The sequence below is a fragment of the Streptomyces sp. NBC_01214 genome, from assembly GCF_026340975.1.
GTDB lineage: Bacteria > Actinomycetota > Actinomycetes > Streptomycetales > Streptomycetaceae > Streptomyces.
Genome location: NZ_JAPEOS010000001.1, coordinates 5,121,639 through 5,147,196 on the forward strand (window position 1 = coordinate 5,121,639; position 25,558 = coordinate 5,147,196).

A 25,558-nucleotide genomic window follows, 5' to 3' on the forward strand; every position below is an offset into this window, starting at 1 on the left:
CCCTGATCCGGCGATGGCTGGCCGCAGCTCGTTGTATTCGGCGCGGTTCGGCGCACGCCAGCGACGGGGGAGCAGATACGAGGCATGGGCCGAGCCTTCCCGCGATCCCGATGAGTTGCCAGTCGTATCTATCACGCAACGGATTGTTCATGTCTCGCTCCAGCAGTGAAGCCTTGACCCACCCGAGCATGCCGTTCAGTGCGGCAGGTAGGCCAGGCGGTGTGGACTGGCCGGCCCACCGGCCCGCCCCTCCGTGGCGTGTGTGCCGATGGGCTACTCGGAGGTGAACTCGGCCCAGATGACCTTTCCCTCAGCGGTATAGCGGGTGCCCCAAGCTTGTGTGAGCTGCGCGACGAGGAAGAGACCGCGGCCACCTTCGTCGGTGGAGGCCGCCTGCCGCAGGCGTGGCGCGGTGCTGCTGCCGTCGTAGACCTCGCAGATCAGGGACCTGTCGAAGATGAGGCGTACTCGGATGGGTTCCCGGCCGTAGCGGATGGCGTTGGTGACCAGCTCGCTGAGCAGTAGTTCGGTGGCGAACGCGGTTTCCTCCAGGTTCCAGTCGGCTAGCTGGCGCATGGCGGCGGCACGGACGTCGGAGACGCAGGACGGGTCGGCCGGCACGTCCCAGCTGGCGACCCGGTCGGGGGAAAGGGCGTGTGTCCGGGCGACCAGCAGGGCTATGTCGTCGCCGGGGTGCTTGGGTGCCACGGCGTCCATGACGGCTGTGCAGGTGCCCTCCGGCGCGCGGCCGGGGTGGGCCAGCGCACTTCGCAGTAGGTCGAGGGCCTCGTCGATGTCACGATGACGGTCCTCAAGGAGCCCGTCGGTGTAGAGGACCAGGCTGCTGCCTTCAGGCAGATGAATCTCCACTGTTTCGAAGGGGAGACCGCCCAAGCCAAGGGGTTGACCTGCGGGAAGGTTCGGGAAACTCACATTGCCGTCGGGGCCCACCACCGCCGGTGGAGGGTGGCCGGCACGTGCCATGGTGCACAGCTGTGTGGTGGGGTCGTATATGGCGTACAGGCAGGTCGCACCGATAAGGGGCTCGCGGTCACAGTCCGTCCCGTCAAGGCGTCCCACAAGGTTGTCGAGGTGAGTGAGGACCTCGTCGGGGGGAAGATCGAGCTCGGCGAAATTGCGGGCAGCGGTACGCAGCTGTCCCATGGTGGCGGCGGCGTGCAGCCCATGACCGACGACATCACCGACCAGCAGGGCGACACGAGTGCCGGTGAGCGGGATGACGTCGAACCAGTCGCCCCCCACGCTGGATTCAGCGGGCAGATAGCGGTGAGCGAGCTCGACAGAGCTGTGCTCGGGCAAGGAGTGAGGAAGCAGACTGCGCTGAAGCGCCAGGACTGTGGTGTGTTCGCGGGTGTAGCGGCGGGCGTTGTCGAGACACAGCGCCGCACGGGCGGTGAGTTCCTGCGCCATGGAGAGGTCGTCGTCACCGAAGGGAGAGGAGTCCCCTGAGCGGTAGAAGGTGGCGATGCCCAGGACCACGCCGCGGGCCAGTAGGGGGGCGCTGATGAGGGAATGCATGTTCTGGGCGAGCAGCATGTCTGTGCGCTCGAAGTCCTGAGCGCGCCAACCGGCGGCAGCCTTCAGATCGGGCTCCAGCACCGCCTGCATGCTGTCTAGACATCGCAGATGAGGTGTGCTCGGCCGAAGGTCCACCCGCTCGCCGACCGGGTAGAAATTGCAGTCCTCACGGATGCCGTGGACCACTGTGCGGTGCAGGTCGGTGCGAGGATCTACGGGTTCCTCCCCATGCAGTACTGCCTCGGGGAGGTCAATGGTGACGAAGTCCGCCAGACGAGGTACCGCCACCTCGGCCAGCTCCCACGCGGTGCGCTCCACATCCAGCGTAGTGCCGATGCGGGTGCTCGCCTCCGCCAGCAACTCCAGACGGCGTCGCGCCGCGACGGCCAGCCGCCCCACAATCGGCTCACCCAGCAGCACCAGGCGGTCCGCCTGGCCTGGCACCAGCACAGGAGTCCGGGGCCGCATAACGGGAAGTGTCGCAGGCGCGTGCTCAGCCAGCGGGAGAAGAGAATCACCGAAGCGGGGCAGGCGAGGGCTACCACGCCGTGGCACATCAATCGGCAGGACGACCTCGACGACAGAACCCACCACCCCCGAAGGGCTCGTCAACGGACGGCTCAGAAGGGTTGCCTGTCGGCCGTGGGACAGGGGCACCACCGCGGCGGCCCGCTGGGCCGAAGAGATCAGTTCGGCGGCCTTCGCCTGCAAGACCACCTGGTCACGCCAGTCCAGCCCGCTCCGGGCCAGACCATCCTCTCCGATCACGTACCTGCCCCAGAACGGCCCGTCGACGCCCACCCTGCGCCGGGCATCGAGGTAAGCCCGCAGAAGAGACCGCTCCCGTTCCGTGCTGCGCGCCAGCAGCCGACCCTCGATAGCACGAGCGGCGTCGCATATCACCGTCCCCATCGCCAGATCCGCCTCGAGACGGGGACAGCCAAAAGCCAAAACACCCTCGATGTGGCCATTGAGCGGATCGCGGATGGGCATCCCCCAACAAGCGTTCGCCTGGGAACGCTCGGAGAAGTGCTCAGCACCGTAAACCTGACAGAACCGCCTCTCCGCGAGCGCAAGAGCGATGCCGTTGGTCCCGGCAAACTGCTCGGCAAAAACAAAACCGGGCCTGCTGTGGGAGGCAGGGAGATGACGTATGAGTGACGCGTCACCAAAACGGCGCAACAACACCGCCCCGCGCCGGTCGGCGAGTCCCACATTCATGTGGCTCCCCGAGAATACCGCTTCCAGCCCGTCGAGCACTGGCTCGGCTGCATCGACGAGAGGGATCGCCAAGTCCAGATCTTCCCAGAACGGGGGATCGGAGCTGTCCGGCGAAACCCCCATCAGATGACAGCGCTCCCACGAGCCCAGGATGGGACTACGCACGCCGTCCTCGACACGCTCCCCCATGAGGAATCGCTCACGGGCACCCGTGGGGCCGCAATTGTCCCCGTCCAGGCCCCGCTCGATCATTTCCCTCACCGAACGCGCCACGACACTACCTCGATGATCCTTTGGAAGCACCTCTCCCCATACTAGAACCACTGCTCATAGGTGGAAATGATGTGGCAAGCGAGCTGAAATAGAGATGAAGCTCCAGCTGAATCGCGTCGGCCAAGATCGCTGCCCAGGAAGAGCCTCATGGGAGGCCAGGTCTGTTGTTCCTCGTGAGGTGGCCGTTGCCGCCGGTTCATTCGCGGCAGGCCGTCTGAGAGAGCACTGATTATCTGAGGTAGCTCGGGACAGTACCGCTGCGGTGCTGGTTGACCCGCTGCACGGACTGGCCGCAGGCCCCTGCACAGCAGGTGACTGATGGCGTGGGCTTCTCGTCTGCATCGTCGACAGCCCGCTGGTAGCCGTGCTTCGCCAAGCAGGGGGATGTGGTGTTCGGCCAGCAACGGCAGGGAGCTCACATGGAGGCCCGCGCTCGCAGTGTCCGGATTCCAGGTGCTCAGTTCGCGGCGTCGACGGGTAGGGCCGGAATACAGCAAGACCGCATCACCCTCGCCGATCGTGGCTCCGAGTGCCTTCTCGGCAGAGATGACGTTCCTCGGTGTGCACTGCCTGCCCGGTTTCTAGCCAGTCAGCCCTCAGCCTGGTGGGGAAGGCCGTGGAGCACGCCTTTGGTGACGAGATCCGAGAGCCGAGACCGCGCTATAGCGGGCGCCCGCCTTACGCGCGCTGCCGCCGCCGGTACATCCACAGTCCGGTGTCGAGCCGCTGGCGCTCGTAGAGCCGTAGGCGTCCGATATCCCGTTCGTCAGGAGGAGCAGCGTGATTGGTACAGGCGGTGGCGGGGGTCGGTCACAGTCAGGGATGGGCGAATTGCTCCTGCCGGCGTATGGGAATCAGCACATGGTTCCTGTTCATCGGCGGTAAGCGGCGGCCGCACTGCGTTCAGTTCTCACTTGGCTGCCGGGAGGATTGCCCAGTAGGTGACGGTGTGGGCGAGGGTGCGGGTGCCGTGGGCGGTTGCGAGCAGGGTGATGATGGCCATGCCGCGGCCGTGTTCTTCTGGTGTGCAGCTGGTGGTCCAGGTGCCCTTGTTGTGGGCGGGGCCGCCGTCGTTGACTTCGATGCGCAGGGTGTTGTCGTCTTCGGCCTGGTGCAGGTGGAGGGCGACGGGTGGCAGGGCGTGTTCGAGGGCGTTGGTGACGAGTTCGGAGACGACGAGGAGTGCGTGGTCGATGGTGTCGTCGTCCACGTTCCATGCGTGGAGGACTGCGCTGGCGATGCGGCGTGCGGTGCCGGCTGACTCGGGGCAGTGCGGCAGCCACCAGATGCCGGGCGTGTTGGCCCGTGTGTGGGTGACGGGCTGTAGGGGCGCAGTGGGGGAGGAGGCTGCTTCGGTGTGGGGGGTGGTGTCCATGGCAGGGGCCTGCCGGTCGGCTGTGGGAGAGGTGTGGGTGAATCCTGGCTGGTCCGGCTCTGGGCGGTTACTGCAGGAGTTGGTCGAGCACGGTTGAGGCGAGGGCTGCGTCGAGTGCGCCTACCCCGGTGATGTCGGCGATCGTGATGGCTGTTGCGGGGCGGTCGAGGGGTGTTTTGAGTAGTTCGCCCGCCGCGGTGTCGCTGTCCTGGGCGGTGGCTCCGGCGCGGACGGCGTGGCCGAAGTCGCCGTGGTCGATGCACTGGGCGTGGTCGTCCGTGGCGATGACCTGTGCGCGGTGGAAGAGCGCGGGTGGGAGCTCGTTCTTGTGGGGCATGTCCGTGCCGATGCCCGTCACGTGTGCACCTTCGCGTACGTGGGTGGCGTCCAGAACTGGGGTGGTGGCCGCAGTCGTCGTGATGATCATGTCAGCGGCGGCGGCGTCCTGAGCAACTGCGGGCCGGGCGTTCAGTCCGTGTATGCGGAGCTGTTCGCACAGGGCGTTGGTTCTGTGGAGGGTGCGGCCGTGAACGAGCACGGTGCTGATGGTGCGGAGTTCGGCCAGCCAGGTGGCCTGGAGACGGGCTTGTTCGCCAGTGCCGAAGACGGCCAGGGTCGTCGCGTCGGGGCGGGACATGGCGTGGGTGATCAGCGCGCCCGCTGCCGCGGTGCGCCAGGCTGTCAGCAGACCGCGGTCGTCGAGGACTGCGCGGATCTGTCCGGTGCGGGCGCTGACGACACAGACCAGGCCGTGATTGGAGGGGATACCGAGGGCGGAGTTGCTGTAGAAGCCGGTGGCGATCTTGACGGTGAAGTGGGCGGCGCCGGTGATCCAGCCGGCTTTCACGTGGCAGTCGCCGTCGGCTTCGGGGAAGGCCATGTGGAGCGGGGGCGGCACGCTGGTACGGCCTTCGGCGTGGGCGATCAGTCCGTCCTGGACGGTGTCCAGGACCTGCCGCGAGGTGACCGTCCGCTCGATGTCGGTCAGGCCGAAAACGGGGAGAGTCATCGGCGGGCCCGCATCCACGAGGCGAAGGCGGCCAGGCCTTCTTCCGGGTTGCGCCGGCCGATTCCGATACGGAACCGGTCGGCGGGGGTGGCGGTGAGTTCGGAGTGGTAGATGCTCGCGGGCAGCAGCAGGACACCGGCTTCCTCCACCAGACGGGTGCAGAACTCCTCCACCCCCTCGGCGCCGAGATAGCGGGGATAGGCGACGCATCCGCCGTCCGGGGCCCGCCACTCGAAGTCGTCCGCGAACTCGGCGAAGAACGCCTCGAACGCAGGCAGGTTGGCCGCGATCCGGGCCCGGTTGCGATCCAGGAGCGTGGCGCGGGCCTTCAGCGCGATACGGGCCAGGACCTCGCTGGGCGCGGAGTTGCAGATGGTCGTGTAGTGCTTGGCGCGCTCCAGACGGGAGCGCAGCTCGCGGTCGCGACAGGTGATCCAGCCGATCCGAAGCCCGGGCAGCCCCAGCGACTTGGAAGTCACGTTCAGGGACAAGGCGCGTTCGGAGAGGTCGGTGGCCTGCGGCAGGATACGGGCCGGGTCGCGCTCGAGACCTCGGTAGACCTCGTCGCTGAACAGGTGGATGTCCCGCTCGTCGCACAGCCGGGCGAGTGCGGCGAAGTCGGCCGCGTCGATGACCTTGCCGGTCGGATTGTTGGGGAAGTTCACCGAGACGACCCGGGTGTTCGGCCGTATCGCCGCTGCCACCTCGTCGAGATCCAGGGCCCAGTCCCGGTCCGGATCGAGGGCCACCCCGGTGACCTCACACAGCGCCATCGGCACGGTCTCGGCGGCCTGGTAGTTCGGGGTCACCACCACCGCATGGTCGCCCGCGCCGAGCAGGACGTTCATCGCCAGGTAGAGAGCTTCCTCGGCACCGGCGAAACAGATGACGTCGTCGGCGCCGGCGCGCTCGTACATCTGCGCGATCACGTCGCGAAGTGCCGGGTCGCCGAACGTCTCGGTGTAACCCAGGGGCAGGTTCTCGAAGGCGTCCCGGTCCTCGTCGTCAGCCAGCGCGAGGAGCTCGCCGAGCGTCATGGTCTGCACGTCGGAGGCGGTCAGGTGATGGCGGGCGGTGAACTCCCACCGCGAGAAGTACGTCTCCAGGCGGAAATCGGGCAGACGGGTCATGGTGCATCAGTCCTTTGTGCCGGGTGTTCTGAGCTCGGCCAGCAGGCCGTAGACGGTGGACCGGGACACCCGCAGCGCCCCGGCGACGACGGGGGTTGCGCGGCGCACCGCGAACACCCGGGCCTCGTCGAGGCGGCCGAGGACGGCTAGGCGGTCTTGGCGGGTCATGCGTTCGACGGGGCGGCCCGTCTCTCGGACGTAGGAGCCGATCACATGCTGGATGCGCTCGGACCAGTCCTCCTCGAACAAAGGCTCGGGGCGCTGCACGATTGGCGCGCCGAAGGCGGACAGGACCGCCGCGGCCTGCTCCAGCGGGGTGCGGTCGAGGTTGATGCACAGGACCGCCGACGGCCGGTCCTGCGCATCCCGGAGAATCGCGCTGACCGAAGACAGGCGCCGGCCGTCCACGAGCATTTTCGGGTACGGCCCGTACACGTCCTGAGCCGATTGGGCGAGTGCGTCCAGCTCGCCGAGCAGCGAAGGATCTCCCGCCCGGCGGGTGGTCATCGGGTTCCAGATCTGAAGCACCTGGTCGGTTTCCGGATCATGTAGGACCACCTCGGCATACGGGCCGAGCAGTAGTGCGACGGCCTGGCACACAGGTCCCCACATCCGAAGACGAGGGTCGCGGCCGGCTTCTGTTCCACTCATGGCTGAACTGTACGTCCAGTCTGGACATAGTGTCCATATCTTGCTGGGATCGTTTCCGGGGCCGAAAGTGGGGGCCGGTCGAAGCGGACCTCGTTGGCACGGCGGGTGCACGGCCCGCCCCTGAAGATGCACCAGAGTTCCGTGGCGGGTTTCCCGTGGTCCTGACCCCTGACGGCCTGCGCCGGCCTGGCCTCGGTAGGGGCCTGACAGCGCGCCGCGGTGCTGGTGCCTGCCTGGCGTTCGATGCTCGGCCTACGCGGGCCGGGGCGACGACGCACCGCGGACTCGGGTGCTCTTACCTGCTGGTGCGATCCGGCCGCCCCATGCAATTGCCTTGTTGTTCCACACCAGCCGCCGGAACCGTGGTAAACGCAGCGCCCGGTTGCCCGATCCGGACAGCGTCCGACTCTCACGTCTGGGAAGCGGCTCCCTTCCGCGGGTGGCCGCACGCCTTCACCCGCCGAGACGATCATCCAGAATGGAAACCGGGCTGCCATGGCCACGCCGGGCGGGCATACGCCACCAGCGCCACAACTGTCGGCCCGCCGGGCGGCTGACCGGCTACCGCGCGGCGGGATCACTCGCAGGCGACACCGTCACCATCACGGTCAAGATGCGGCCCGAAGCCAGGATCGCCACGCCGGATCGGAGCCGCCCCCGCCTGCCTGACCGCAGTGCAGTTCCGGTACGACACCGAACTCCCACCCCCAGAGCCCGAGCTTCGGCTTCCGCCAGTACTGGTGCGGGATGAGGATCCGCCGACGGCAGGAGCGCTGCCGGAGGTCCTGACCTTGCCGTCATCGGCCACCGCCTGGCGCCCCGGCTCCGCCGCGGCCTCACCCTGAGGCCGCCGGGCAGTACCGGTCGTCCTCTGAGGTGCAGCAGGAGCCGGCGGCGCCAGTGCATCCGCCGCCTGCGGCGACACCGGGAATGACCCCGGGGGAGGCGTCGTCGGAGCAGCCGACGCGGCGACCGGTGCGGAAGCCGCCGGAGCGGGGGCGGTAACCGTGACCACGACCACCGGCTGCGACTGAGGTTGCGGCTTGGCGTCAACGCTGGCGGGCTTCGGATTGGCGCCGGCCACCAGCAGCACTCCGAACCAGACCGACGCCAATACGACCGTCACCGCCTTGCCGGCCTTGTCCCAACGCGCCATGAACGCCAGCGCGGCGCCGAGTGGGGGAATGAACAGCGTCGCGACGACCACGGCAGGAACCGCCAACGCGGGATGCCAGCGGCGGCCCGGAACGGGTGAAGACAGGCCGGTGTCAGAGGGTGGGTACACATGTCTCCAGACTGAAAGCACGAAGGAAGGGCGAGTCACGGGAAGGTGAGAGCCCACCGACCACCGGGCAGGGCCACGATCAGCCCCCCACCGGCCGGCACGCCCCCACGCCGCGCAGCATCGGCTCGCAGGGACGCACCAGATCAACGCCTCCACCGCCCACTGGTCACCGGACACCACCCAGCAATTGCTGAGGAACACCGCACCCGCCGGCCGGACCGCCGGCCTGTGTCGGGGCGCTCGGCCTGCAGTGAATACCTGCTGCGCACCGGACCGTCGCTCATGCTCACCACCCACAGCCCGCCACATCGCTGCTGTCGCCCCGGTTCGCTCCTTCATCGTCCTGCGGGCAACGGAGAACGGCACGACCGGAGCCACGACGGCCGACCTCCCCGTCAGCAGCGAGGAAGCCGCGGCTCTGGAGCGCTACCTCGACTTCAGCCGTGCCGAGGTCATCTTTGCCTCCGCTGTTGTGCTGGTCGAAGGACTGGTCGAGCTGTACATCCTGCCCGCCCTGGCCGAAGCCGCCGGCTTCGACCTCGACGCCTACGGCACCGTGGTGGCCAGCGTCCACGGCACTGACTTCAAGCCCTACCGGGCGTCCTCGGTCCGAAGAGCCTCGACACCCCCAAGTGGACGCGCCCTCGACAAGCTCGGTCGGCAGGAAGCCGGCCTCAAGCGAGGCGCGAGCCGCTGTACGGCGGCCCGGCCATGCCGCCGTCGAGCAGGCCCGCACCGCGGCGACCGCAGGTCAAGAGGAGTGACCCGGCCGTATGACCCGCCCGCATGCCTAAAAGGGCAGGTCAGCGAGCTTGTGCGCGAATCGGTAGCCAGCTGGGTATACCTGTTGGCATACTCGGAAGCATGGCAGACACCAGTGTGAAGATCGACGACACCACCCGAGACCGACTCAAGGCACTGGCCGACGCCGCGGGCGTGACCATGAAGGACTACCTCGCGCGCGTCGCCGCGGAGAAGGAACACGAGCAGCTGCTCGACACCGCCACGGCCGCGTTCCGGCGAGCCATCAGCGCGCCCGGGGTCCTGGACCGCTTCGACGCCGACTTCGGCGGGCTGCCGCCGGCCGCCGCCCACGACACTCCGCGGGCGGCCTGAACCGGTGGAACTGCTCGTCGACTACCGATGGCTCCTGGACCGCCAGGAGGACATCCTCCGCTCCGACCTCACCGTCAACGACCTCTCCGTGCTGGTCGGCATGGCCGCCCGGCACCGGGTCAACACCCCCCGCCTGGACCAGGCAGACCCTGACGCGTTCTGGCGCGCCGCGGCGTTCCTGGAGGAGTGCGTGCTCCTGCGCCCCCTCCCTGCACGCAACGAGGCGTACGGCTACGGCGTCGCTCTCGCCTACCTGGAAGCCTCAGGGAAGCGCGTCAATGCCGAGTACGAACCGTGGCGCGACCTCATCACCGACATCCGATCCCTGCGACTCGACTCGTACGGCATCGCGGACCGAATCCGATCCCTCCAGGTCGGCTGAGCTGGCCTCTTACGGGCCTGAATCAGGCTCTTACGGGCCTGATCATTGAGGCGTAGACCGGTGAGTCGGGGAAGGGCTGCTGCTCGCCGATCTTGGAGTAGCCCCACGCCTCGTACACGGCCTGCACAGCTCCGTTGCCAGCCGCCGGGTTCACCAGCAGGGTGACGCGTTCTTCCTGGCGCTGCGCCAGCCAGGCTTCGTGGAGCTGCCAAGCGACACCGCCGCCCCGCCACGGCTTCCGTACGACGATCTCGTTGAGCGCGACCGTCCGCTTGCCGTTCTCGGCGGTGAAGCCCTCGGGCAGAGGTTCCTTCATCGAGGACCACCAAGCCGTATCCGCTCCGAGCGGGACACCAAAGCAGAAGCCCACGGGACGACCATCCTCGTACCCCATCACCGCGGACCATCCCGGCCGTGAGGAGTATGCGGTCAGCCGCTCGTCGAATCGGACGCGCGAGTTGAACGCGTTTTTTAGCTCGAAGTCGTGGTGTCGGACTTCGACGTGGATATCGAGGATGGCCTGCCGGACGAGCGGCAGCTGCTCCGCCGTCACCTGCTTGAGGTCGACCGTCACGGTTGGGTTCCCTTCGCCTCGGTGTAGCGATTCATCCACTCCGAAGTGCACGACGCGTTCGGCGCCGCAGCACTTAGTTCTCGGTGGAAGGTGTGGAGCAGGGTGCTGGTCCGCCCCGACAGTGAACCACCCGCTTGATCGGGCAGAACCGTCAGGGCCGTTGCGCATGCACGCTCGACCTCGCCCTGGTGCAGCTGGGCCAGGGCGAGCGTGGCGGAGTAGTACCCGCGGTTGCGGAGCAGATCCGGGCGTAGGCGGGTCAGGGTGCGGTGCAGGAACGCCTCTGCCTCCGCGTGCCGGCCGGTGTCCTCCATGACTAGCGCCGTCAATCCGTTGAGCTCGGCTTCGTCGTAGAAGCCGATCCACGACGGCCGCTGCTCTCCGGGGTCGGCCTTGCAGAGCGCCGTGCGGGCGTGATCGAGGGAACGCAGCGCGCTGGTGTACTCGCCCGCCTGTGCCTGGGCGCCGGCGAGTCGTGCCGTCGCAAGGGATCGGTAGAGCGGGTCGCGCCGACAGGCGGCGGAGGTGCGGCCAGCTTGCGCGGCCGCCAGTGCTTCGCTCTGCCCCCCCCCCGGGGCGCTGGCCGGAAACGAGGACCTGGTGGCTCCACAGGCGCAGCTCGGCGACCGGGTCCTGGGAGAGGCGGGCGTAGCGCAGCGCGCGGTCGAAGTGGCGTTCGGCCCGGTCGGTTTCGCGGGCGTCGATCGCCGCCCACAGGGCGGTTCCGGTGAAGGCTGCAGCGCTCGCGTAGAGCCGGTTCTTCACGCGGTCTGAGGCGGTACCGACCCTGATGCGTTCCAGGGCGTGGTGTGCGAAGGCCAGGGCTCGTCTTTCAAGGGTGAGAGTTCCGCCGGCCGCGTTGTCGGCCGCGACCAGTTCGTCGAAGCGGTTCTCAAGCGCGGTGATGTCGCTCATACCGACGCGGGGTTTCGCGGCGGCGTCGGATATGGGCAGCAGTGTGGTGGCGGCCAGTGCGGCTGCGGCGGCGGTGAAGCGGCGACGATCACGATCCACGGGGTCCCCTGGTGGTGCTAAGTGAGGGCGCGAGGACGGACCTGTCGGAGGGACGAATCCCAGTTCCTCGGCGCTCACTCCGAATTCTGCTTCCAGGACCCTGCGCTGTCTCTCCTGCGGCCAGCGTGTTTTTCCCCCAGCCAGTTCCTGATGTGCCGGGCTTGGAGCGTCCCAGGGCGCCCGGTGAGCTGTTCGACGCGGCTGTTGAGGCACTTGGCGAGCTCCGCCTGCGAGAACCCGGCTGCAGCCATGCGCCCCGCCAGATGGACGTTGTGCGTCATGTACTCAACGCAGCCCTCAGCGGCTCACCGTGATGGCAAAGAAGGTAAAAATTACCCCCTGCCTGCAGCGCGATGACTCGATGAATTGCCTATCCCTGCAGCGCGGTTGCGCGGTTTGCTCATACGCCGGTGGCGCAGAGCGTCATCGCTCCAGGACGATACGTCAGCACGGAGGCTGCGCCATGTCGATTGCCGCACCACCGCTCGATTCCGTCGCCCTGCGCTGCGCTGGGTTGCGCACCCCCCTGCCGCAGCAGCGCCGAGCCGAAGCGTCCTTCGAGCGCAGCGGACAGTTCGACCGAGACGCGCCCCGCACACGGCAGGCGCGCCTCATCACGAAAGCTCTCCTGCGGCTTTGGGGATGTGCCGAGCACCTGGACCCCGCTTGCCCGGCGGTCTCCGAACTGCTCACGAACGCCTTCGTGCACGGGCAGGGCAAGACGGTGACCATGCGGGTGTCTGTCTCCGACACCCATTTGCGCATCGAGGTCCGAGACAGGGGTCCTGGACGCCGCAGCCGCACTGCCCGGACGCGCTCGCACTGCCCGGACGCGGCACGCTCCTTGTGGAGGCCTTCGCCGATGCGTGGGGCGTCGCCGAAGACGGAGCAGTCTGGTGCGTCTTCCACCACGAGACCTCAGGCGGCACCCAGTGAGGCTCGACGTCGGCGACACGAGAGAGGCTGTGCTCTTACAGGTACTCGAAGGCCTCCGACGCTCATTCCCGCCCCCAGTCGTGCCGGACTCGACTTTCGATGTCCTCAACGCTGTCCTCGGCCCGGACCACGTGCCCGACGAAGACGAAGTACCCCTCCTGATCATGCGGATGCGCGGCTCCCTCATGGAGCTGCTCCCCAGGGTCCCTCTCCACGACGCCAGGAAGCCGGACTTCGCCGCGCTCATCGCGAAGGCCCACCTCCTGCTGGATACGGAGCCCCCGGCGACTACCTCGGCGTCCGAATGCACCTGAGACGCATGGCGGTGGCCGGCCTCGGGCTGGTCGACCTCCTGGCCCCTCTCCCGGTCCCCACCCCTGAACCCTCGCCGATCGCTGAGGATTGCCATGTTCTGCCAGCACCAGCCGTGTTGTCCGACCTCCGACGCCTCTGACAGAGAAGCAGCTCGCCCAGTGGCGCACCACCCTGAGCAGGGCTGGAGCCTGCTGTGCAACGGGGTGCTGCTCTTCGAGGACACAGGGGAGCTTCTCCCGAACGGCCAGATCGTGGAGCCGCACCGCTCGCGCACCGCGGCGTCTATTGCCAGCGGGAGGAGCCGGTGAGCAGGCTCGCACCGCCGGACCCGGAGTTCCTGCCGGGGATCCAGGTCGACACCACCTACACCCTGCACGGGTCGGTGCCCATCGTCACCCTGTTCCATCCCCACGCGCACACCCGCAATATGGCGGCCGGCACGGCGATGCTGGCCATCGCGAGCGGACTCGGCCTCCGCTACGGCCGGCACTTCCCGCGGACAGGCCAGTGCGTCTACAACATCCGGGACTACTGGGCGCTGGACTACGGACACCCGCGCGACGTCCTGACCTTCTTCCCGCAGGACCTCATCTGGCCGTACGTCGTGCGCGGTGGTGGGGGCTGCTTCGTGGCCGTCAGCCTGGAGCACGAACCCCGGCCGGCGAACGAGGTCCGCATCCTTACCGGCCGGGTCGCCCTGAGGTACCAGGCGCCGCGTGAATGGATCCGGGCACGGCGAAGGTGGCGACTGTGGAGAAGCGCGATTTCTGGGACCGGCCCGAAGGCGACTGGGGCGAGGGCCGGCCGCAGGAGAGGGCGCTCCTGGAGCTCCGGGAGCACGCGCACTCCTGCTACCGCCTGGGGTCCTTGGCGCTGTCCAAGGGGGACCTGGAGGTGGCCGAGAACTGGCTGTGGAAGGCCGTGGAAGCCGATCAACCTGGAGGCTGGTTCCGCTTCGCCGTCACCGTCCACCGCCGCGGCCCCTGTGTACTCGGCGACGACGTCCTGTACCCGCATTTGCGCTATCTCGTCCAAGCCGCCGCCGAGTTCGGGCACGGTGATGCGCATTGGATGCGCCCGCTGCTGCGAGATCCCTCTGCGGTGCTGGCGCCGTTTGCCACCTGGGAGGACCCGGACTACGGACCTGAGCTCGTTACCGCGCTCCGGGCCGGCCTCGATGTCCTTCCCCTGCTTGACCACAACAAGGAAGAGGAAACCGGATGAACCATCTCGAGACCGTCGGCCCCGAGGCTCTGCGAGCCGACATGGTGCGGGCCCTGCACGACCAGGAAGCGATCACCTCCCCGTCGGTCGCAGCCGCCTTCACCGCAGTCCCCCGCCACCTGTTCGCGCCGGACACTCCCCTCGAACAGGCCTACGACCTGCACGGCATCATGCCCGTGAAGAAGGACGGCTACGGGCTCGACATCAGCGTCATCTCCGCTCCGCACCTGCAAGCGGTGATGCTGGAGCAGGCCGATATCGAGCCGGGCATGAGGGTGCTGGAGATCGGCTCCGGCGGCTACAACGCCGCCCTCATCCAGGAACTCGTCGGGGCCGGTGGCGAGGTCACCAGCCTCGACATCGACCGCGACGTCATCGACCGGGTGCGCAAGCATCTGGACGCCGCCGGGTACACCCGGGTCAAGACGGTCGTGGCCGACGCCGAAAGCGCCGTCGTCCTTGGGCACTTCGACCGGATCATCGTCACGGTGTCCGCGTGGGACATCCCGCCGTCGTGGATCAGCGGACTCACGGCCAAGGGCCGGCTCGTCGCCCCGCTCACCGTGTGCGGCACCACCCGCTCGGTCGCCTTCGACCGCGCCGGGGACGGCCTGCTCAGCCGCGCCTACCGGCTGGCGTCCTTCGTGCCCATGCAGGGCGAGGGCGCCGCCCCGGACCGCAAGATCATGCTGCTGGACGGCGTGGCCCTGCAGACCGACAACGAGGACGTCCCGCTCAACGCACAGGCCCTGGCGCGGGCCCTGGAGGGCGACCGGTTGGAGATGTGGTCGGGAGCCGCCTACGACTTGCCCGACGAGCTCGATTGGTTCCTCACCCTGAGCCTGGCGGCTCCGGCCCGTCTGCACGCCGGCCAGGACCTGATCGACAGCGGTCTCGTGGAGCCTTCCGCACGCCTGGGCGTGGCTGCCCTGGTCGGTGAGGACAGCATCGCCTACCGCACCCGGCGCCCGAACACGGACACCGGGACGGCTGGGTTCGAGAGCGGCGTCATCGCCCACGGCCCGCAGGCCGAAGCGCTCGCCGCCCAGTACGTCGAGCTGCTGCAGCGGTGGGCAGCGGACCACCAGCAAAGGGGGGCGGCAACGATCCGGTACGTCCCGGGTGCCGCACCGTCCCCGCTGCCCCCGGGCACGGCACGCAAGCGCCACGGTTACGTGTCGGTGACCTGGGCCTGAGACTCCGGGGCCGACCGGCCCCGGGGCATCGCACCATCCATCCACCTCTCCAAGGAGGGGACCCGATGACGGTTCAGATCGACACGGCCGCGACCCCGGCGACGACCGCCGAGCAGGACGACACCGGCTTCGACCTCGACATCACCATCGTCGAGGGCGGCGCGGCCGCCGACCAGCTCATCCGCCTGACCGTTCGCCGCGTGGTGACCGCCCGTAGGGCATGACCGCAGCGGAACACGGATCCGCTGTGGTCAACGGGTGCGGCGGGAGCGGTTCCAAGCCCGCCCGCCCAGTGCAGTGCCGGCCACCCCGAGCAGCAGGGCCACGTAGGCGCCGCCCAGCCCGTTGCCGGTGCCGAGTCCACCGTCGGCGGTGGCCGCGACCAGCCCGCCGAGGGCCGTGGCGATCAGCCCCGCGACCACGGCCACCGTGGCCCCGAGCGACCCGGTGGTGATGCCGAGTCGACCGGCGCGTCTCAGCGCCAGCACGGCGATGACCACGGCGGCCAGCCCCAGCAGCCCGCCGGTGGTGGCTCCGAGCCTTCCGAGGCTGAAGCCGGTGACGCTGGCGGCGACGGGCTGGACCGAGGCGTGCGCTGCTGCTGGGGTGGCAAGACCGAGCCCGGCGAGCAGGACGGTTGCGGAGGCGGCGAACAGGCAACGAGCGGACATCAGGGTGCTCCTTCTCTTCCCACGGCTGGATGTGGTTCGAGCATGTCGGCCGGGCCGTGGCAGGTCGTCCGGCAGGCGCAGGCACTTCGCGCTACCACGCACGCGGCAGGTGCTGCGGGGCTACTGCGTGCGTAGTAGTCGACCGCTCGTCCGCGAGCGGGATTCGCCCGCGGCGGACTCGGGCTACGGTGCGCGGATGAACAAAGGACGGTTCCGCGTTCGGGCCGGTGTCAGAGACTGGCTGATCGCCGCAGGCGTGGCAGCTGCGCTGCTGATCACTGGGCTGGCCGGGCAGCACTCCGCCACGGGCCTCGGACTGCTCGGCTACGTGCTGTTGGCGGTAGGCGGCCTGGCGCTGGCCGCGGGCCGCCGGGCTCCGGTTGCCGTCCTCGTTGTCACCGGGCTGTGCGCAGTGGGCTACCAGGCGGCAGGGTTCGATGTGGCTGCCGTCGCGTTCCTCTTCGCGGTGTACGCGGCTATGCGGGCGGGACACCGCATCGTCACGGTCGCGGTGAGCGTGGCCGTGCTGGCCGCGCTCCCCCTCGCGGCCCTGGCCTCGGGCCTGCACGACACGGGCGAGGCGTTCACACAAGCCCGCGGCGCCCTCCAAATCGCCTGGCTCATCGCCGCCGGCGCCGCTGGTGAAGCCCTACGGCAGGCCGAGCAGCGAGCAGACGAAGCCGAACGCACCCGGGAGGAGACCGCGCGGCGCCGCGCCGACGAGGAGCGGCTGCACATCGCGCGGGAGCTGCACGATTCGCTCACCCACCAGATCTCGGTCATCAAGGTGCAGTCCGAAGCCGCCGTCCACGTGGCCCGCAAGCGCGGCGAAGAGGTCCCGGAGGCCCTGCTGGCCATCCGTGAGGCCGGCCGGGAGGCGTCCCGCGAGCTCCGCGCCACCCTGGAGGCTCTGCGCGACGACGACATCACCCCGCCGCACGGCCTCGACCACATCCCCGAACTGGTGGAACGAGCAGGCAAGACCGGTCTGCGGGCGACACTGACGATCCAAGGCCAAGGTCGGCAGCACGACGTACCGGCCGCGGTGGGCCGCACCGTCTACCGGATCGTTCAGGAGTCCCTCACCAACATCGCCCGTCACGCGGACGCCACGACGGCATCAGTCCACATCGACTACCGCCCGGACGCCGTAGCCCTGCAGGTCGACGACAACGGCAAGGCCACGCAGGAAACCGCCACCGTGCCCGGCATCGGACTGCTCGGGATGCGCGAACGGGTCACCGCCCTCGGAGGCCGCCTCCGGGCAGCACCGGGTGACCAGGGCGGCTTCACCGTCCGGGCCGAACTCCCCGTGGAGCGGGCCTCGTGATCCGTGTCCTGCTGGTCGACGACCAGCCGCTCATCCGCAGCGGATTCCGCGCGTTCCTCGACCTCGAAGACGACATCAAGGTCGTGGCCGAAGCCGCCAACGGACAGGAAGGCCTGGAGCTCGCCAGAGAGCACGTGCCCGACATCGCGCTCATCGACATCCAGATGCCGGTCATGGACGGCATCGAGACGACCCGGCGCATCGCAGCCGACCCGGCCCTGACCGGCGTCCACGTCGTCATCCTCACCAACTACGGCCTGGACGAATACGTCTTCGACGCCCTGTCCGCGGGCGCCGCCGGATTCCTCGTCAAGGACATCGTGCCTGAGGACTTCCTGCACGCCGTCCGCGTCGCTGCGCGCGGCGACGCCCTCCTCGCACCCTCGATCACCCGCAAGCTGATCAACCGGTACATCAGCCAGCCGCTCCCCAGCACCACGGGGCCCGCGCTGGAAGAACTGACCGGCCGCGAACGTGAAGCCGTCGTACTGGTCGCACAGGGCCTGTCCAACGACGAGATCGCGGACCGCATGGTGATCAGCCCGCTGACCGCGAAAACCCACGTCAACCGGGCCATGACCAAGCTCCACGCCCGCGACCGCGCCCAGCTCGTGATCCTCGCCTACGAATCCGGCCTGGTGACCCCACGCAACTCCTGACATCCATCCGCATTCGCTGACTGCCTTGGTCACGAAGGCGAGGGAGGCCGGCAGTCACGAGCCGCCAGGTAGTGGGGTCAGCCGGCTCCCGGCAAGCGGGGCACCACCCGGTATCCCTGCGGCAGCTGCCTGGGGACGGTGCCGGAGGCATACGCGGGCATCGCACGGCGGCGAACTCGCCGCCCTCCTACACCAGGGCGAACACGTCACCCACGCCGAGCGGCACCAGGTTGAAGCACCCGTGGGAGCGCACCGGGCCGGCCCCTGTTCCTCCGGGCCGGTCCGGTGCGTGGCAGGGCAACATGGCGTTTCGGCGACTAGGGTCTGTCGTCAAAGTGATCTTGCATTGTGGATCATGGTTGGGTGATACGTCGCCATGAACTGTCGGACGCCGAGTGGGAACTGGTGCAGCCGTTGCTGCCTCGGCCTGTGCTGGGGCGGCCGCGGCTGGACGACCGGACGATCCTGAACGGGATCGTGTGGAAGTTCCGGACCGGGGTCGCCTGGCGGGACGTGCCTGACCGGTACGGGTCGTGGGCCAGCCTCCACACCCGTTTCCGCAGGTGGGCAGCTGACGGAACCTTCGATCGGATGCTCCAGGCCGCGCAGGCGCAAGCAGACGCGGCAGGCGACATCGAGTGGCTGGTCTCGGTGGACTCCACCGTTGTCCGTGCCCACCAGCACGCGGCCGGGGCCCGAAAAGGGGCTCCGCAGCCCGGCCCTCGGCCGGTCCCGCGGCGGACTGACCAGCAAGATCCACCTGGCCTGCGACGGCACGGGCAGACCCCTCGCGTTCGTCCTGACCGGTGGGAACACGAACGACTGCACCCAGTTCACCGCCGTGATGGACGCGATACGAGTGCCCCGGACCGGACCGGGCCGACCGCGCATCCGGCCCGACCACGTCATCGGCGACAAGGGCTACAGCTCGAAGGCCATCTGTACTTGGCTGCGGCGCCGCGGCATCACGCACACGATCCCGGAACGGTCCGATCAGGTCCGCAACCGTGCGCGGCGCGGCAGCCGGGGCGGCCGGCCGCCGGCCTTCGACAAGCAGGTCTACAAGCACCGCAACGTGGTGGAACGGTGCTTCAACCGACTCAAGCAATGGCGCGGCATCGCGACCAGATACGACAAGACCGCCCAGGCCTACCAAGCAGCCGTCACCCTCGCCTCGCTCCTGATGTGGGCGTGACACTTTGACGACAACTCCTAGCTAGTAGTGCTTTGTTAGGTGGTGTCGTGGGGCTGCCATGGGACGGCTTGCTGGCGGGTGGGGCAGGTGCCGGTCCAGGTGGCGATGAGGTGTCTGAGGAGGTCCAGGGCCTGGTAGAGGGTCAGGCCCCGGCAGGGGCTTTTGGGTTCCTCCGCTGTTCGGTCAGGAACAGGTGGGCTGCGGTCACGAGGGTGACGTGGCGGTGCCAGCTGGTGAACTAGCGGCCCTCGAAGTGGCCCAGGCCCAGGCAGGTTTTCAGCTCGCGGTAGTCGTGCTCGATCCGCCACCGGGCTTTCGTCAGCCGGATGATGTGGCTGCTGTGACGGAACGGGTCGAAGTGCTCACACTCGCGAGGTTGGGCATCCGGCGCTGTGCTTTCGGAGGCATGGGTGGGGCAGTGCTGGTCACGCCAACGCACTGATGGCGGACTGCCGGTGCAGATCGGCAAGACCTGTATCCGCGGAGCCGTCACGCTCGATGCCCGGACAGATCGTCGGGTGCGCAATCCAGCACGTGTCTTCCACCGAGCGTGCGGACTCGAAAGCGTGGGCGGCCCAGGCACAGCTCCTCGCGCCTCAACTCGCCAGCCGCCTCAACCAGGACCCGGCTGAGACGGACCTGTTGCACGGCGCTAGAGTCCAACAGCGGAGGAGGGATGATGGCGCTGAACAAGAAGGGTTCCCGACGCATAGCTGTTGACGGGATCGAGTACTGCTGGCGGATCCGCAGGAAGCCCTCCTACATGCAGGGACTCTGTTGGACGCCGATGACTTACGCCGTCGAAGCGGCCAGCGACAGCCAGCCGGGCACGGCCTTGATCGTCACCAGCGGCCAGGCCCATCCCAGTAACTGGGTGGGTGCCGAGGCAGTGCCCATCCACCCAGCCCACGTTGCTGCCAGCATCCGAGAGGCACGGGACCGAGGCTGGGAACCAACCAGGGCCGGGTCTCCTTTTCAGCTCGACCGATCCGCAGGGTTCATCGCCCAGCCATGAGACAAAGCGAAGAAAAGCAGCCCATGTCGATCGAACTGCCGCAGAGGCTCCAGGCCTGGTTCGCCGAGCATGAGGAACACTTGCAATCCTGCGGAATCACGGGTGCGGTCCAGCAGTCGCCCGAGGACGACCGAACCAAGACCAGCACCTGGATGACGCTCGAAAACGATGACTTCGTCGCCGTGCTCATCGTCTGGAGCAGCGGGGAAGCCGAGCTTGAGTACGGGGACATGGCAACAGGCCAGGTCCGACAACAGCACCGGGATCTCTGCACCTTCCAGGACCTCCTCGATGCCATCGAGACCATCCACGAATGGATCCGCACAAAGGGCGGGCTGTCCGTGGAAGGGTGACCCCCGCGAGTTCGACAAAGCCTGGGCCGAGTTCCTTGACAGATTGCAGCCCGACCCCGCCCACCTCTCGGTGTTCCGAGGGCTTCTTGGCATCATCTCGGCATGGCCCCAGTTCTTCCCCGCACTGTCCGAGCCGTCGACACCGCTCAGCTCCTGGACCTGGCCCAGGAGGCCGCCATGCACGGCTTCAGTCAGCGTCTCCCAGTCGACTGGCTACGAGAGCACCTTGCCGCAGAGGCGACGCACTACCTGTTCCCGACACTCGTGCAGCGGCTCACGCACCGTCCCGAGGTGCCGCTGCAGTGGAGGTGCCAGCAACTGCTGACCGTCAGCACTGGCGAACACCTTTGGGGTCTCCTCGATGTCCTTCCCGACACCTTCGACAAGATCCCGGAGACCTTGGACACGGAGTCCAAGAAGGACATCGTCAACCGCATCGAGCAAGCAGTGAAGGTGCGGGAGTGGATGGAACGGACGGCCGCGGATGCAGGTTCATGAGGTCCGGCGCAGCCGGCTGGACGGTCTGGGGAAATGACACCGATCTGAGACAACCGCCTGCCGACAAGTCGTGAGACTGGAGGGGAACGTCCAGGTCATAGCGTCGGCACATGACACCGAAAGTGAGAACCCACAACACCACGTCGCCGATCAGCCCGGCACAACCTCAAGACCCGACAGGCAGGAGCAGAGCATTGACCCACCACGACGCGTTACCGCAGCCCCTGCGGCGAACCCTGGAAACCAGCACCTCAATCCCCACACCATGGCCCGACCTGACCGACCTCGCCGAGCTGAACTTCCGCCACAAGGTGGGCATCATCGCGCAGCGGGGCAGCCGAGAAGCCAAAGTCGGCAGGGACATCGCCGTTCACGCCGCGAAGGTCGGCGTACCCACGCTCCTCTACACTGGCTATCCCCCCAACGAACAGCCCGACTGGCTGGCCGTCGACGAGACTCCCAACCCCACCCCCGCAGACGTGAACGCACGGGCACAACGACGGATCAACGGCGAGAAACCCTCCTTCGTGGTCATCGAGCGCTACGAGCGCCTCAGCCCCACCCCACCGCCGTACTGCGAATGGGATGACCCCATCGACCACCCGGACGAGCCCGAGTCCCGGGCAGACCAGCTGATGTGGTCCGTCAGGGAAATCAGAATTGACCTGCCTCTCCTGCTGACCACCGTCGTCGATCCCGAACCGCAACTCTCCCGCCGGATGTCCACCTGGCTGCACATCGATCACCCCGCGATGGTGATGACCGATGTCTGCAAACCCACCCTTGTCGTGCACCGCACCAGCCCCCAGACCGTGGACACACGGATCGAGGTCGACCCCCACGAATACCGCACTGGAACTCGAAGCACCCTGCAATGGACGCCGCTGAACCTTCGCCAACCATGAACAAGCCTCGTAGGCCCTGGCGGCTTGCAGGCCGATGCGCCGACACCACCGCTGTCCCCTCTTCAGCCTCAAGGGATCAAGAGAATCTCGGTGTGCGGGCCGTCTCGTAGACGGGGGAGGCTGGTGCAGCAGGGCTGTCCATCGCTGGTGGATCCCCCGGAAGAGGTGTCGTGATCGGCTCGTCCGTATACCTGAGATCGCCTCCGTGCCGCGGTCGGCGAGAGCGCGGCGCTGCGGGGCCGCATTGTGGAGAGTCCTGTGGTGGGGGGAGGGGCGGTTGGTGGGAGCCGGCCGGTGCGACGCTGGATGGAGAGACTCACGGCGTGGAGGTCCGAGTGTGTCCGATCTGGTCAGGTGCGATCAGCTTCGGCCTAGTCACTTTCTCTGAACTAGTGCCGTATCAAGCAACGTTTGCCCCGTCCTGACATGTCGTCCGGTTTCTGCGCCGGACGGCGTCAGACGTCCAGAATGATCACGTGGCTGAGCGCGTGCAGGTTCGGAATATTGACGACGACGAGGGCAGGCGGTTACTGCAGATCATCCGCAGGGGCACCGGCTCGGTGGTGACTTGGCGGCGGGCCCAGATGGTGCTGCTGTCAGCGCAGGGGATGCCGGTGGCGAAGATCGCTGAGGTGACGTTCACCAGCGTGGACCGGGTCCGGGACGTGGTCCACAACTTCAACGCCGATAGCTTCGAGTCGCTCTATCCAAAGTACAGAGGCGGTCGGCCCAGGACGTTCACCCTTCCCGAGCGCCGTGAGATCAAGAAGACCGCCAAGTCCAAGCCGGTCGAGCACGGCCTGCCGTTCTCGACCTGGAGCCTGGCGAAGCTGGCCGACTTCCTGGTCGCCGAGGGGGTGGTCGACGACATCAGCCACGAGGGCCTGCGCATCCTGCTCCGCGAGGAAGGCGTCTCCTTTCAACGCCTGAAGACCTGGAAGACCTCCCGCGACCCCGACTACGCGGCCAAGAAGGCCCGGGTCGAGCACCTCTACGCGATCGCCGACGGCGAGGTCATACCCGAGGAAGGCGAGCCGGAAGTCATTTTCTGCATGGACGAGTTCGGCCCCCTCAACCTCCAGCCCCACCCCGGACGGCAGTGGGCCGAACGCGGGGGCCGGCACAAGGACCCCGACCGCGAGCCCCGGCCTCGCAGGCGAGCGACCTACAACCGCCCGCATGGCGTCCGGAACCTGTTCGCCGCCTACGACCTGGCCAAGGACCAGCTCTACGGGCACATCAAGAAGACGAAGAACCGCTCGAAGTTCCTGGAGTTCTGCCGCTACCTGCGCTCGCTGCACCCGATGGACTTACGCATCGCGATCGTCTGCGACAACTACTCGCCCCACCTGACCACCAAGCGGTGCCAACGGGTCGGGACCTGGGCTGCGACGAACAACGTGGAGATCGCCTACACCCCGACCAACAGCTCCTGGCTTAACCGGATCGAGGCCCAGTTCACCGCCCTGCGCTACTTCGCCCTCGACGGCACCGACCACGCCAGCCACAGGGAGCAGGGCAGCATGATCCGCCGCTACATCATCTGGCGGAACAAGCACGCCCAGGACGAGCGCCTCCGCAGCGTCGTCAGCAGGGCGAACATCGCCTGAATCGAGCAGAGCGCCTGGTCAATCACGCCCCAGCAGATGGGCGTCCTGGGACTGCGGATCCCAGATGACCAGGCGGAACTCCGCTGCAAGCTCCTCGATCGCCTTGATTGCCGCGTCGCTCCGCGACGAGAAGCTCAAATTCATGATCACGTGGTCGATACCGATCGTCAGCGGCGTCGACATCCACGGCGACTCTGCGGCGAAAGGCGGGCGGTCTGGGAACAGTGAGCGGAGCCGCTCATAGAACCCGACCACTCGCTCATCCAACTCGCCCTCGTCGTGGTGGTCGGAGGTGCACCGATCGAACATCGCACGCACCGCCGCAACGTCGGCTGATTCGTCCATCGCCAGAACCGCAAGATCGAAGCTCACGGGGCTATCTTCCACCCCGCCTCACCGGTGCGACGCACGGGGCGAACGTTGTCTGATGCGGCACTAGGACCCGTATCGCTTTGACCTGGACTTGGGAGCGCACGCTGCGCTGCTGCAGGGAGGCCAGGTCGTCGGGCCGTTCGTGAGGGTGCGCCCGTTCCAGCCCGGCCGTCGTCCCCCGACTTCTGACCCCACCTACACCCGCTTACCCCTTCGCGATTCGGGAGCATGTGCCCCGAGGGGTGACTGTGGGCTGACGCGACTTGTGCGGGGTCGACGAGCGCGCGGTCAGAACCAGTGCAGGCAGTGCGGGGGACGGTCGGCGCGGAAGAGGGCGTCGGCGAGGGTGACCGTGTTCAGGTGGTGGGCCCGGATGTGTCCGGCACGCACGAGCGTGCTCGGGGCGGTGCCGCCGAGGTAGATCGAGCCCAGGTCACGCACGTCCAGGGACAGGTCGGGCTCCCGGTCTGTCGGCATGCAGACGGCCTTGCCGTCCTGGACGGTCAGCAGGTAGCGGCCGTGTTCGCCGAGGAACGGGTCGTCGACGTCGAGGACGAGTTCGCCGTCCGTGAACCAGCCACGTGCGGTCAGCGCACCCGGGATGTCCAGCAGCCGCACCCAGAGCCAGTCCATCTCGCCGCTCACCTCGCCGGCGCGGAAGTCCGCAAGCTGCCAGCGCAGCGGGTGCTCGGGCGGGACGTGCTTGAACACGACCTGAGAGACCAGGTCGTGTCCGAGTGCGAACCGGGCCAGGGCTGTGAAGACGGCGGCGTCGGTGGCGATGGTCTCGTCGACCGTCAGGGTGCCGGACTCGACCGAGTAGCTGGCGTACCCGTCGGGGATGCCGTCGGCGTCCCGGTGGACGGCGACGTGGCGCGGCGCCGGCGATATCGGGGGCTGCCCCGCGCGCAGGGCCCACCAGCGGTGCGGCCGGGACAGTGCGCCGGGCTGGGCGCGGCGGTAGCGGTCGTAGACCTCTTCCAGGATCTCGCCGCACTCGGCACGCCGCAGTACCTCGACCGAGGTGTTGTCCGGGCCGGCCGCTGGGGCGCCCGTGACGGTGCGGGCCCGGGGAACGGCGAGGGCGGCTCGCTGGCGCGGCACCGTCAGCCGCTGTGTGTAGGTCGCCGGTCCGTAGCCGAACCTGCCGTAGATGGAGGCCTCGGAGGCCAGCAGCACGGAGAGGAATTCTCCTCGGGTCCGGAACTCGGTGAGCTGGTGCCGCATCATCGTGCTGAGCACGCCTTGGCGCCGGTGGGAGGGCAGGACGCCGACAGCGGTCACCCCGGAAGCCGGGATGACGGTCTCACCGGGCAGGGTGAGTTCAAAAGGGTGCGCGGCGGCGGTGCCGACGGGCCGTCCGTCCGCGGTCAGGGCGAGCAGGCAGCGGTCCGTTTCGAGCGCCGACCACCAGAGCCCACCGCCCTCTATCGGGGTTTCCGGGAAGCGCCCGAACGCGGTATGGACTGTGTCAACGAAGACGTCGAGATCCTTGTCGGTCGTAGAACGGATCTCCATTGCTGCCGTGCCTCCTCGGGATACCGGCACCACGACTCGTGGTGTCCGGCCACAGTGCCGTGTTGACCCGTGGCCCGGTCAAACGAATTACGGCTCAGCCCGGGCCGGTCACAGCACAATCCGGTCCCAGCCCAGCATCGGGGGTGAGTGCGGTGATCGGCGGTCGGTCGTCAGCGAGATGTCAGGCTGTAA

Annotated in this window: 26 protein-coding genes and 3 pseudogenes; 16 read left to right on the top strand and 13 right to left on the bottom strand. The window is 68.0% G+C overall.

Features of this window, described 5'->3' with window-relative positions; genetic code table 11:
- Positions 1–273: 273 nt before the first annotated feature.
- From OG594_RS24050 to OG594_RS24080, 7 genes are all read right to left on the bottom strand, one after another.
- Positions 274–3,012 (bottom strand): SpoIIE family protein phosphatase, encoded by a 2,739-nt coding sequence (locus OG594_RS24050; RefSeq protein WP_266602258.1) that lies wholly within the window; start codon positions 3,010–3,012, stop codon positions 274–276.
- Positions 3,013–3,943: 931 nt separating this feature from the next.
- Positions 3,944–4,408 (bottom strand): ATP-binding protein, encoded by a 465-nt coding sequence (locus OG594_RS24055; RefSeq protein WP_266602260.1) that lies wholly within the window; start codon positions 4,406–4,408, stop codon positions 3,944–3,946.
- 67 nt (positions 4,409–4,475) lie between these two features.
- Positions 4,476–5,417 carry an ornithine cyclodeaminase family protein gene (locus tag OG594_RS24060; protein ID WP_266602262.1) on the bottom strand — a complete coding sequence of 314 codons (942 nt, stop codon included), beginning with the start codon at positions 5,415–5,417 and terminating at the stop codon, positions 4,476–4,478.
- Positions 5,414–6,547, bottom strand: coding sequence for a pyridoxal phosphate-dependent aminotransferase (locus OG594_RS24065; RefSeq protein WP_266602264.1), 1,134 nt, complete (start codon positions 6,545–6,547; stop codon positions 5,414–5,416). The genes OG594_RS24060 and OG594_RS24065 overlap by 4 nt, the downstream gene beginning before the upstream one ends.
- A gap of 6 nt (positions 6,548–6,553) precedes the next feature.
- A complete protein-coding gene (locus OG594_RS24070) occupies positions 6,554–7,198 on the bottom strand; it encodes a transcriptional regulator (protein ID WP_266602266.1) in 645 nt (214 codons plus the stop codon).
- A 577-nt stretch (positions 7,199–7,775) separates the two neighbouring features.
- On the bottom strand, positions 7,776–8,822 hold the full coding sequence (locus tag OG594_RS47150) for an excalibur calcium-binding domain-containing protein (RefSeq protein WP_323185312.1): 1,047 nt from the start codon (positions 8,820–8,822) through the stop codon (positions 7,776–7,778).
- Positions 8,770–9,057: a hypothetical protein gene (locus OG594_RS24080; protein ID WP_266602268.1), complete on the bottom strand. Its 288-nt coding sequence runs from the start codon at positions 9,055–9,057 to the stop codon at positions 8,770–8,772. The genes OG594_RS47150 and OG594_RS24080 overlap by 53 nt, the downstream gene beginning before the upstream one ends.
- Here OG594_RS24080 and OG594_RS47410 point away from each other — a divergent pair.
- The 3 genes from OG594_RS47410 to OG594_RS24090 are packed head-to-tail and all read left to right on the top strand — an operon-like array spanning position 8,956 to position 9,981.
- Entirely contained in the window at positions 8,956–9,366 is a 411-nt protein-coding gene (locus tag OG594_RS47410) for a TOPRIM nucleotidyl transferase/hydrolase domain-containing protein (RefSeq protein ID WP_353962633.1), read from the top strand. The genes OG594_RS24080 and OG594_RS47410 overlap by 102 nt on opposite strands.
- Positions 9,348–9,599, top strand: coding sequence for an antitoxin MazE7 (locus OG594_RS24085; RefSeq protein WP_266602270.1), 252 nt, complete (start codon positions 9,348–9,350; stop codon positions 9,597–9,599). Before OG594_RS47410 ends, OG594_RS24085 begins: the two co-directional genes overlap by 19 nt.
- Before the next feature lie 4 nt (positions 9,600–9,603).
- A complete protein-coding gene (locus tag OG594_RS24090; RefSeq protein WP_266602272.1) occupies positions 9,604–9,981 on the top strand; it encodes a toxin Doc in 378 nt (125 codons plus the stop codon).
- A 22-nt stretch (positions 9,982–10,003) separates the two neighbouring features.
- Here OG594_RS24090 and OG594_RS24095 read toward each other — a convergent pair whose 3' ends face one another.
- Both OG594_RS24095 and OG594_RS24100 read right to left on the bottom strand, forming a co-directional pair.
- Positions 10,004–10,555 carry a GNAT family N-acetyltransferase gene (locus OG594_RS24095; RefSeq protein ID WP_266602274.1) on the bottom strand — a complete coding sequence of 184 codons (552 nt, stop codon included), beginning with the start codon at positions 10,553–10,555 and terminating at the stop codon, positions 10,004–10,006.
- Positions 10,552–10,869 (bottom strand): hypothetical protein, encoded by a 318-nt coding sequence (locus OG594_RS24100; RefSeq protein WP_266602276.1) that lies wholly within the window; start codon positions 10,867–10,869, stop codon positions 10,552–10,554. The genes OG594_RS24095 and OG594_RS24100 overlap by 4 nt, the downstream gene beginning before the upstream one ends.
- Before the next feature lie 1,163 nt (positions 10,870–12,032).
- Here OG594_RS24100 and OG594_RS47415 point away from each other — a divergent pair.
- The 6 genes and pseudogenes from OG594_RS47415 to OG594_RS24130 form a co-directional block, all read left to right on the top strand.
- Positions 12,033–12,341: pseudogene (locus tag OG594_RS47415) on the top strand (ATP-binding protein); the annotation flags it as partial.
- A 160-nt stretch (positions 12,342–12,501) separates the two neighbouring features.
- Positions 12,502–12,819, top strand: coding sequence for a DUF6415 family natural product biosynthesis protein (locus OG594_RS24110; protein ID WP_266602280.1), 318 nt, complete (start codon positions 12,502–12,504; stop codon positions 12,817–12,819).
- Between the two features lie 93 nt (positions 12,820–12,912).
- Positions 12,913–13,128, top strand: a complete 216-nt coding sequence (locus OG594_RS24115; protein WP_266602282.1) for a DUF5999 family protein — start codon at positions 12,913–12,915, stop codon at positions 13,126–13,128.
- Between the two features lie 442 nt (positions 13,129–13,570).
- Entirely contained in the window at positions 13,571–14,044 is a 474-nt protein-coding gene (locus OG594_RS24120) for a hypothetical protein (protein WP_266602284.1), read from the top strand.
- The gene (gene fxlM / locus OG594_RS24125; RefSeq protein ID WP_266602286.1) at positions 14,041–15,240 is read left to right on the top strand and encodes a methyltransferase, FxLD system; all 1,200 of its coding nucleotides are present in this window, start codon (positions 14,041–14,043) and stop codon (positions 15,238–15,240) included. The genes OG594_RS24120 and fxlM overlap by 4 nt, the downstream gene beginning before the upstream one ends.
- A gap of 65 nt (positions 15,241–15,305) precedes the next feature.
- The gene (locus tag OG594_RS24130) at positions 15,306–15,464 is read left to right on the top strand and encodes a hypothetical protein (RefSeq protein ID WP_266602288.1); all 159 of its coding nucleotides are present in this window, start codon (positions 15,306–15,308) and stop codon (positions 15,462–15,464) included.
- A 27-nt stretch (positions 15,465–15,491) separates the two neighbouring features.
- On the opposite strand, the gene OG594_RS24135 is transcribed toward OG594_RS24130, so the two are convergent.
- Positions 15,492–15,911 (bottom strand): DUF6223 family protein, encoded by a 420-nt coding sequence (locus OG594_RS24135; protein ID WP_266602290.1) that lies wholly within the window; start codon positions 15,909–15,911, stop codon positions 15,492–15,494.
- Positions 15,912–16,107: 196 nt separating this feature from the next.
- On the opposite strand from OG594_RS24135, the gene OG594_RS24140 reads away from it, so the two are divergent.
- The 3 genes and pseudogenes from OG594_RS24140 to OG594_RS24150 all read left to right on the top strand — a co-directional run bounded on the left by OG594_RS24140 (position 16,108) and on the right by OG594_RS24150 (position 19,095).
- On the top strand, positions 16,108–17,241 hold the full coding sequence (locus OG594_RS24140; RefSeq protein WP_266602292.1) for a sensor histidine kinase: 1,134 nt from the start codon (positions 16,108–16,110) through the stop codon (positions 17,239–17,241).
- Positions 17,238–17,900: a response regulator transcription factor gene (locus OG594_RS24145; protein ID WP_266602294.1), complete on the top strand. Its 663-nt coding sequence runs from the start codon at positions 17,238–17,240 to the stop codon at positions 17,898–17,900. Before OG594_RS24140 ends, OG594_RS24145 begins: the two co-directional genes overlap by 4 nt.
- Before the next feature lie 366 nt (positions 17,901–18,266).
- A pseudogene (locus OG594_RS24150) lies at positions 18,267–19,095 on the top strand (IS5 family transposase).
- A 142-nt stretch (positions 19,096–19,237) separates the two neighbouring features.
- On the opposite strand, the pseudogene OG594_RS24155 reads toward OG594_RS24150, so the two are convergent.
- A pseudogene (locus tag OG594_RS24155) lies at positions 19,238–19,432 on the bottom strand (IS701 family transposase); the annotation flags it as partial.
- A gap of 701 nt (positions 19,433–20,133) precedes the next feature.
- Here OG594_RS24155 and OG594_RS24165 point away from each other — a divergent pair.
- From OG594_RS24165 to OG594_RS24180, 4 genes are all read left to right on the top strand, one after another.
- Positions 20,134–20,463 carry a hypothetical protein gene (locus OG594_RS24165; protein WP_266602298.1) on the top strand — a complete coding sequence of 110 codons (330 nt, stop codon included), beginning with the start codon at positions 20,134–20,136 and terminating at the stop codon, positions 20,461–20,463.
- A 102-nt stretch (positions 20,464–20,565) separates the two neighbouring features.
- Positions 20,566–20,961, top strand: coding sequence for a hypothetical protein (locus OG594_RS24170; RefSeq protein WP_266602300.1), 396 nt, complete (start codon positions 20,566–20,568; stop codon positions 20,959–20,961).
- A gap of 194 nt (positions 20,962–21,155) precedes the next feature.
- Complete coding sequence (locus tag OG594_RS24175; protein ID WP_266602302.1) at positions 21,156–21,866, top strand: hypothetical protein; 711 nt, start codon at positions 21,156–21,158, stop codon at positions 21,864–21,866.
- Positions 21,867–22,342: 476 nt separating this feature from the next.
- The gene (locus tag OG594_RS24180; RefSeq protein ID WP_266602307.1) at positions 22,343–23,476 is read left to right on the top strand and encodes an IS630 family transposase; all 1,134 of its coding nucleotides are present in this window, start codon (positions 22,343–22,345) and stop codon (positions 23,474–23,476) included.
- 18 nt (positions 23,477–23,494) lie between these two features.
- Here OG594_RS24180 and OG594_RS24185 read toward each other — a convergent pair whose 3' ends face one another.
- Together OG594_RS24185 and OG594_RS24190 are read right to left on the bottom strand one after the other, a co-directional pair.
- Entirely contained in the window at positions 23,495–23,848 is a 354-nt protein-coding gene (locus tag OG594_RS24185; protein WP_266602311.1) for a hypothetical protein, read from the bottom strand.
- A gap of 288 nt (positions 23,849–24,136) precedes the next feature.
- A complete protein-coding gene (locus tag OG594_RS24190) occupies positions 24,137–25,366 on the bottom strand; it encodes a GNAT family N-acetyltransferase (RefSeq protein ID WP_266602313.1) in 1,230 nt (409 codons plus the stop codon).
- Positions 25,367–25,558 lie beyond the last annotated feature (192 nt).

Coding starts and splice junctions, on each gene's coding strand:
- OG594_RS24050 (WP_266602258.1), bottom strand. CDS start 3,012: ATGATCGAGCGGGGCCTGGACGGGGACAATTGCGGCCCCACGGGTGCC.
- OG594_RS24055 (WP_266602260.1), bottom strand. CDS start 4,408: ATGGACACCACCCCCCACACCGAAGCAGCCTCCTCCCCCACTGCGCCC.
- OG594_RS24060 (WP_266602262.1), bottom strand. CDS start 5,417: ATGACTCTCCCCGTTTTCGGCCTGACCGACATCGAGCGGACGGTCACC.
- OG594_RS24065 (WP_266602264.1), bottom strand. CDS start 6,547: ATGACCCGTCTGCCCGATTTCCGCCTGGAGACGTACTTCTCGCGGTGG.
- OG594_RS24070 (WP_266602266.1), bottom strand. CDS start 7,198: ATGAGTGGAACAGAAGCCGGCCGCGACCCTCGTCTTCGGATGTGGGGA.
- OG594_RS47150 (WP_323185312.1), bottom strand. CDS start 8,822: ATGAAGGAGCGAACCGGGGCGACAGCAGCGATGTGGCGGGCTGTGGGT.
- OG594_RS24085 (WP_266602270.1), top strand. CDS start 9,348: ATGGCAGACACCAGTGTGAAGATCGACGACACCACCCGAGACCGACTC.
- OG594_RS24100 (WP_266602276.1), bottom strand. CDS start 10,869: ATGGAGGACACCGGCCGGCACGCGGAGGCAGAGGCGTTCCTGCACCGC.
- OG594_RS24115 (WP_266602282.1), top strand. CDS start 12,913: ATGTTCTGCCAGCACCAGCCGTGTTGTCCGACCTCCGACGCCTCTGAC.
- fxlM (WP_266602286.1), top strand. CDS start 14,041: ATGAACCATCTCGAGACCGTCGGCCCCGAGGCTCTGCGAGCCGACATG.
- OG594_RS24130 (WP_266602288.1), top strand. CDS start 15,306: ATGACGGTTCAGATCGACACGGCCGCGACCCCGGCGACGACCGCCGAG.
- OG594_RS24135 (WP_266602290.1), bottom strand. CDS start 15,911: ATGTCCGCTCGTTGCCTGTTCGCCGCCTCCGCAACCGTCCTGCTCGCC.
- OG594_RS24140 (WP_266602292.1), top strand. CDS start 16,108: ATGAACAAAGGACGGTTCCGCGTTCGGGCCGGTGTCAGAGACTGGCTG.
- OG594_RS24165 (WP_266602298.1), top strand. CDS start 20,134: ATGTCGATCGAACTGCCGCAGAGGCTCCAGGCCTGGTTCGCCGAGCAT.
- OG594_RS24170 (WP_266602300.1), top strand. CDS start 20,566: ATGGCCCCAGTTCTTCCCCGCACTGTCCGAGCCGTCGACACCGCTCAG.
- OG594_RS24190 (WP_266602313.1), bottom strand. CDS start 25,366: ATGGAGATCCGTTCTACGACCGACAAGGATCTCGACGTCTTCGTTGAC.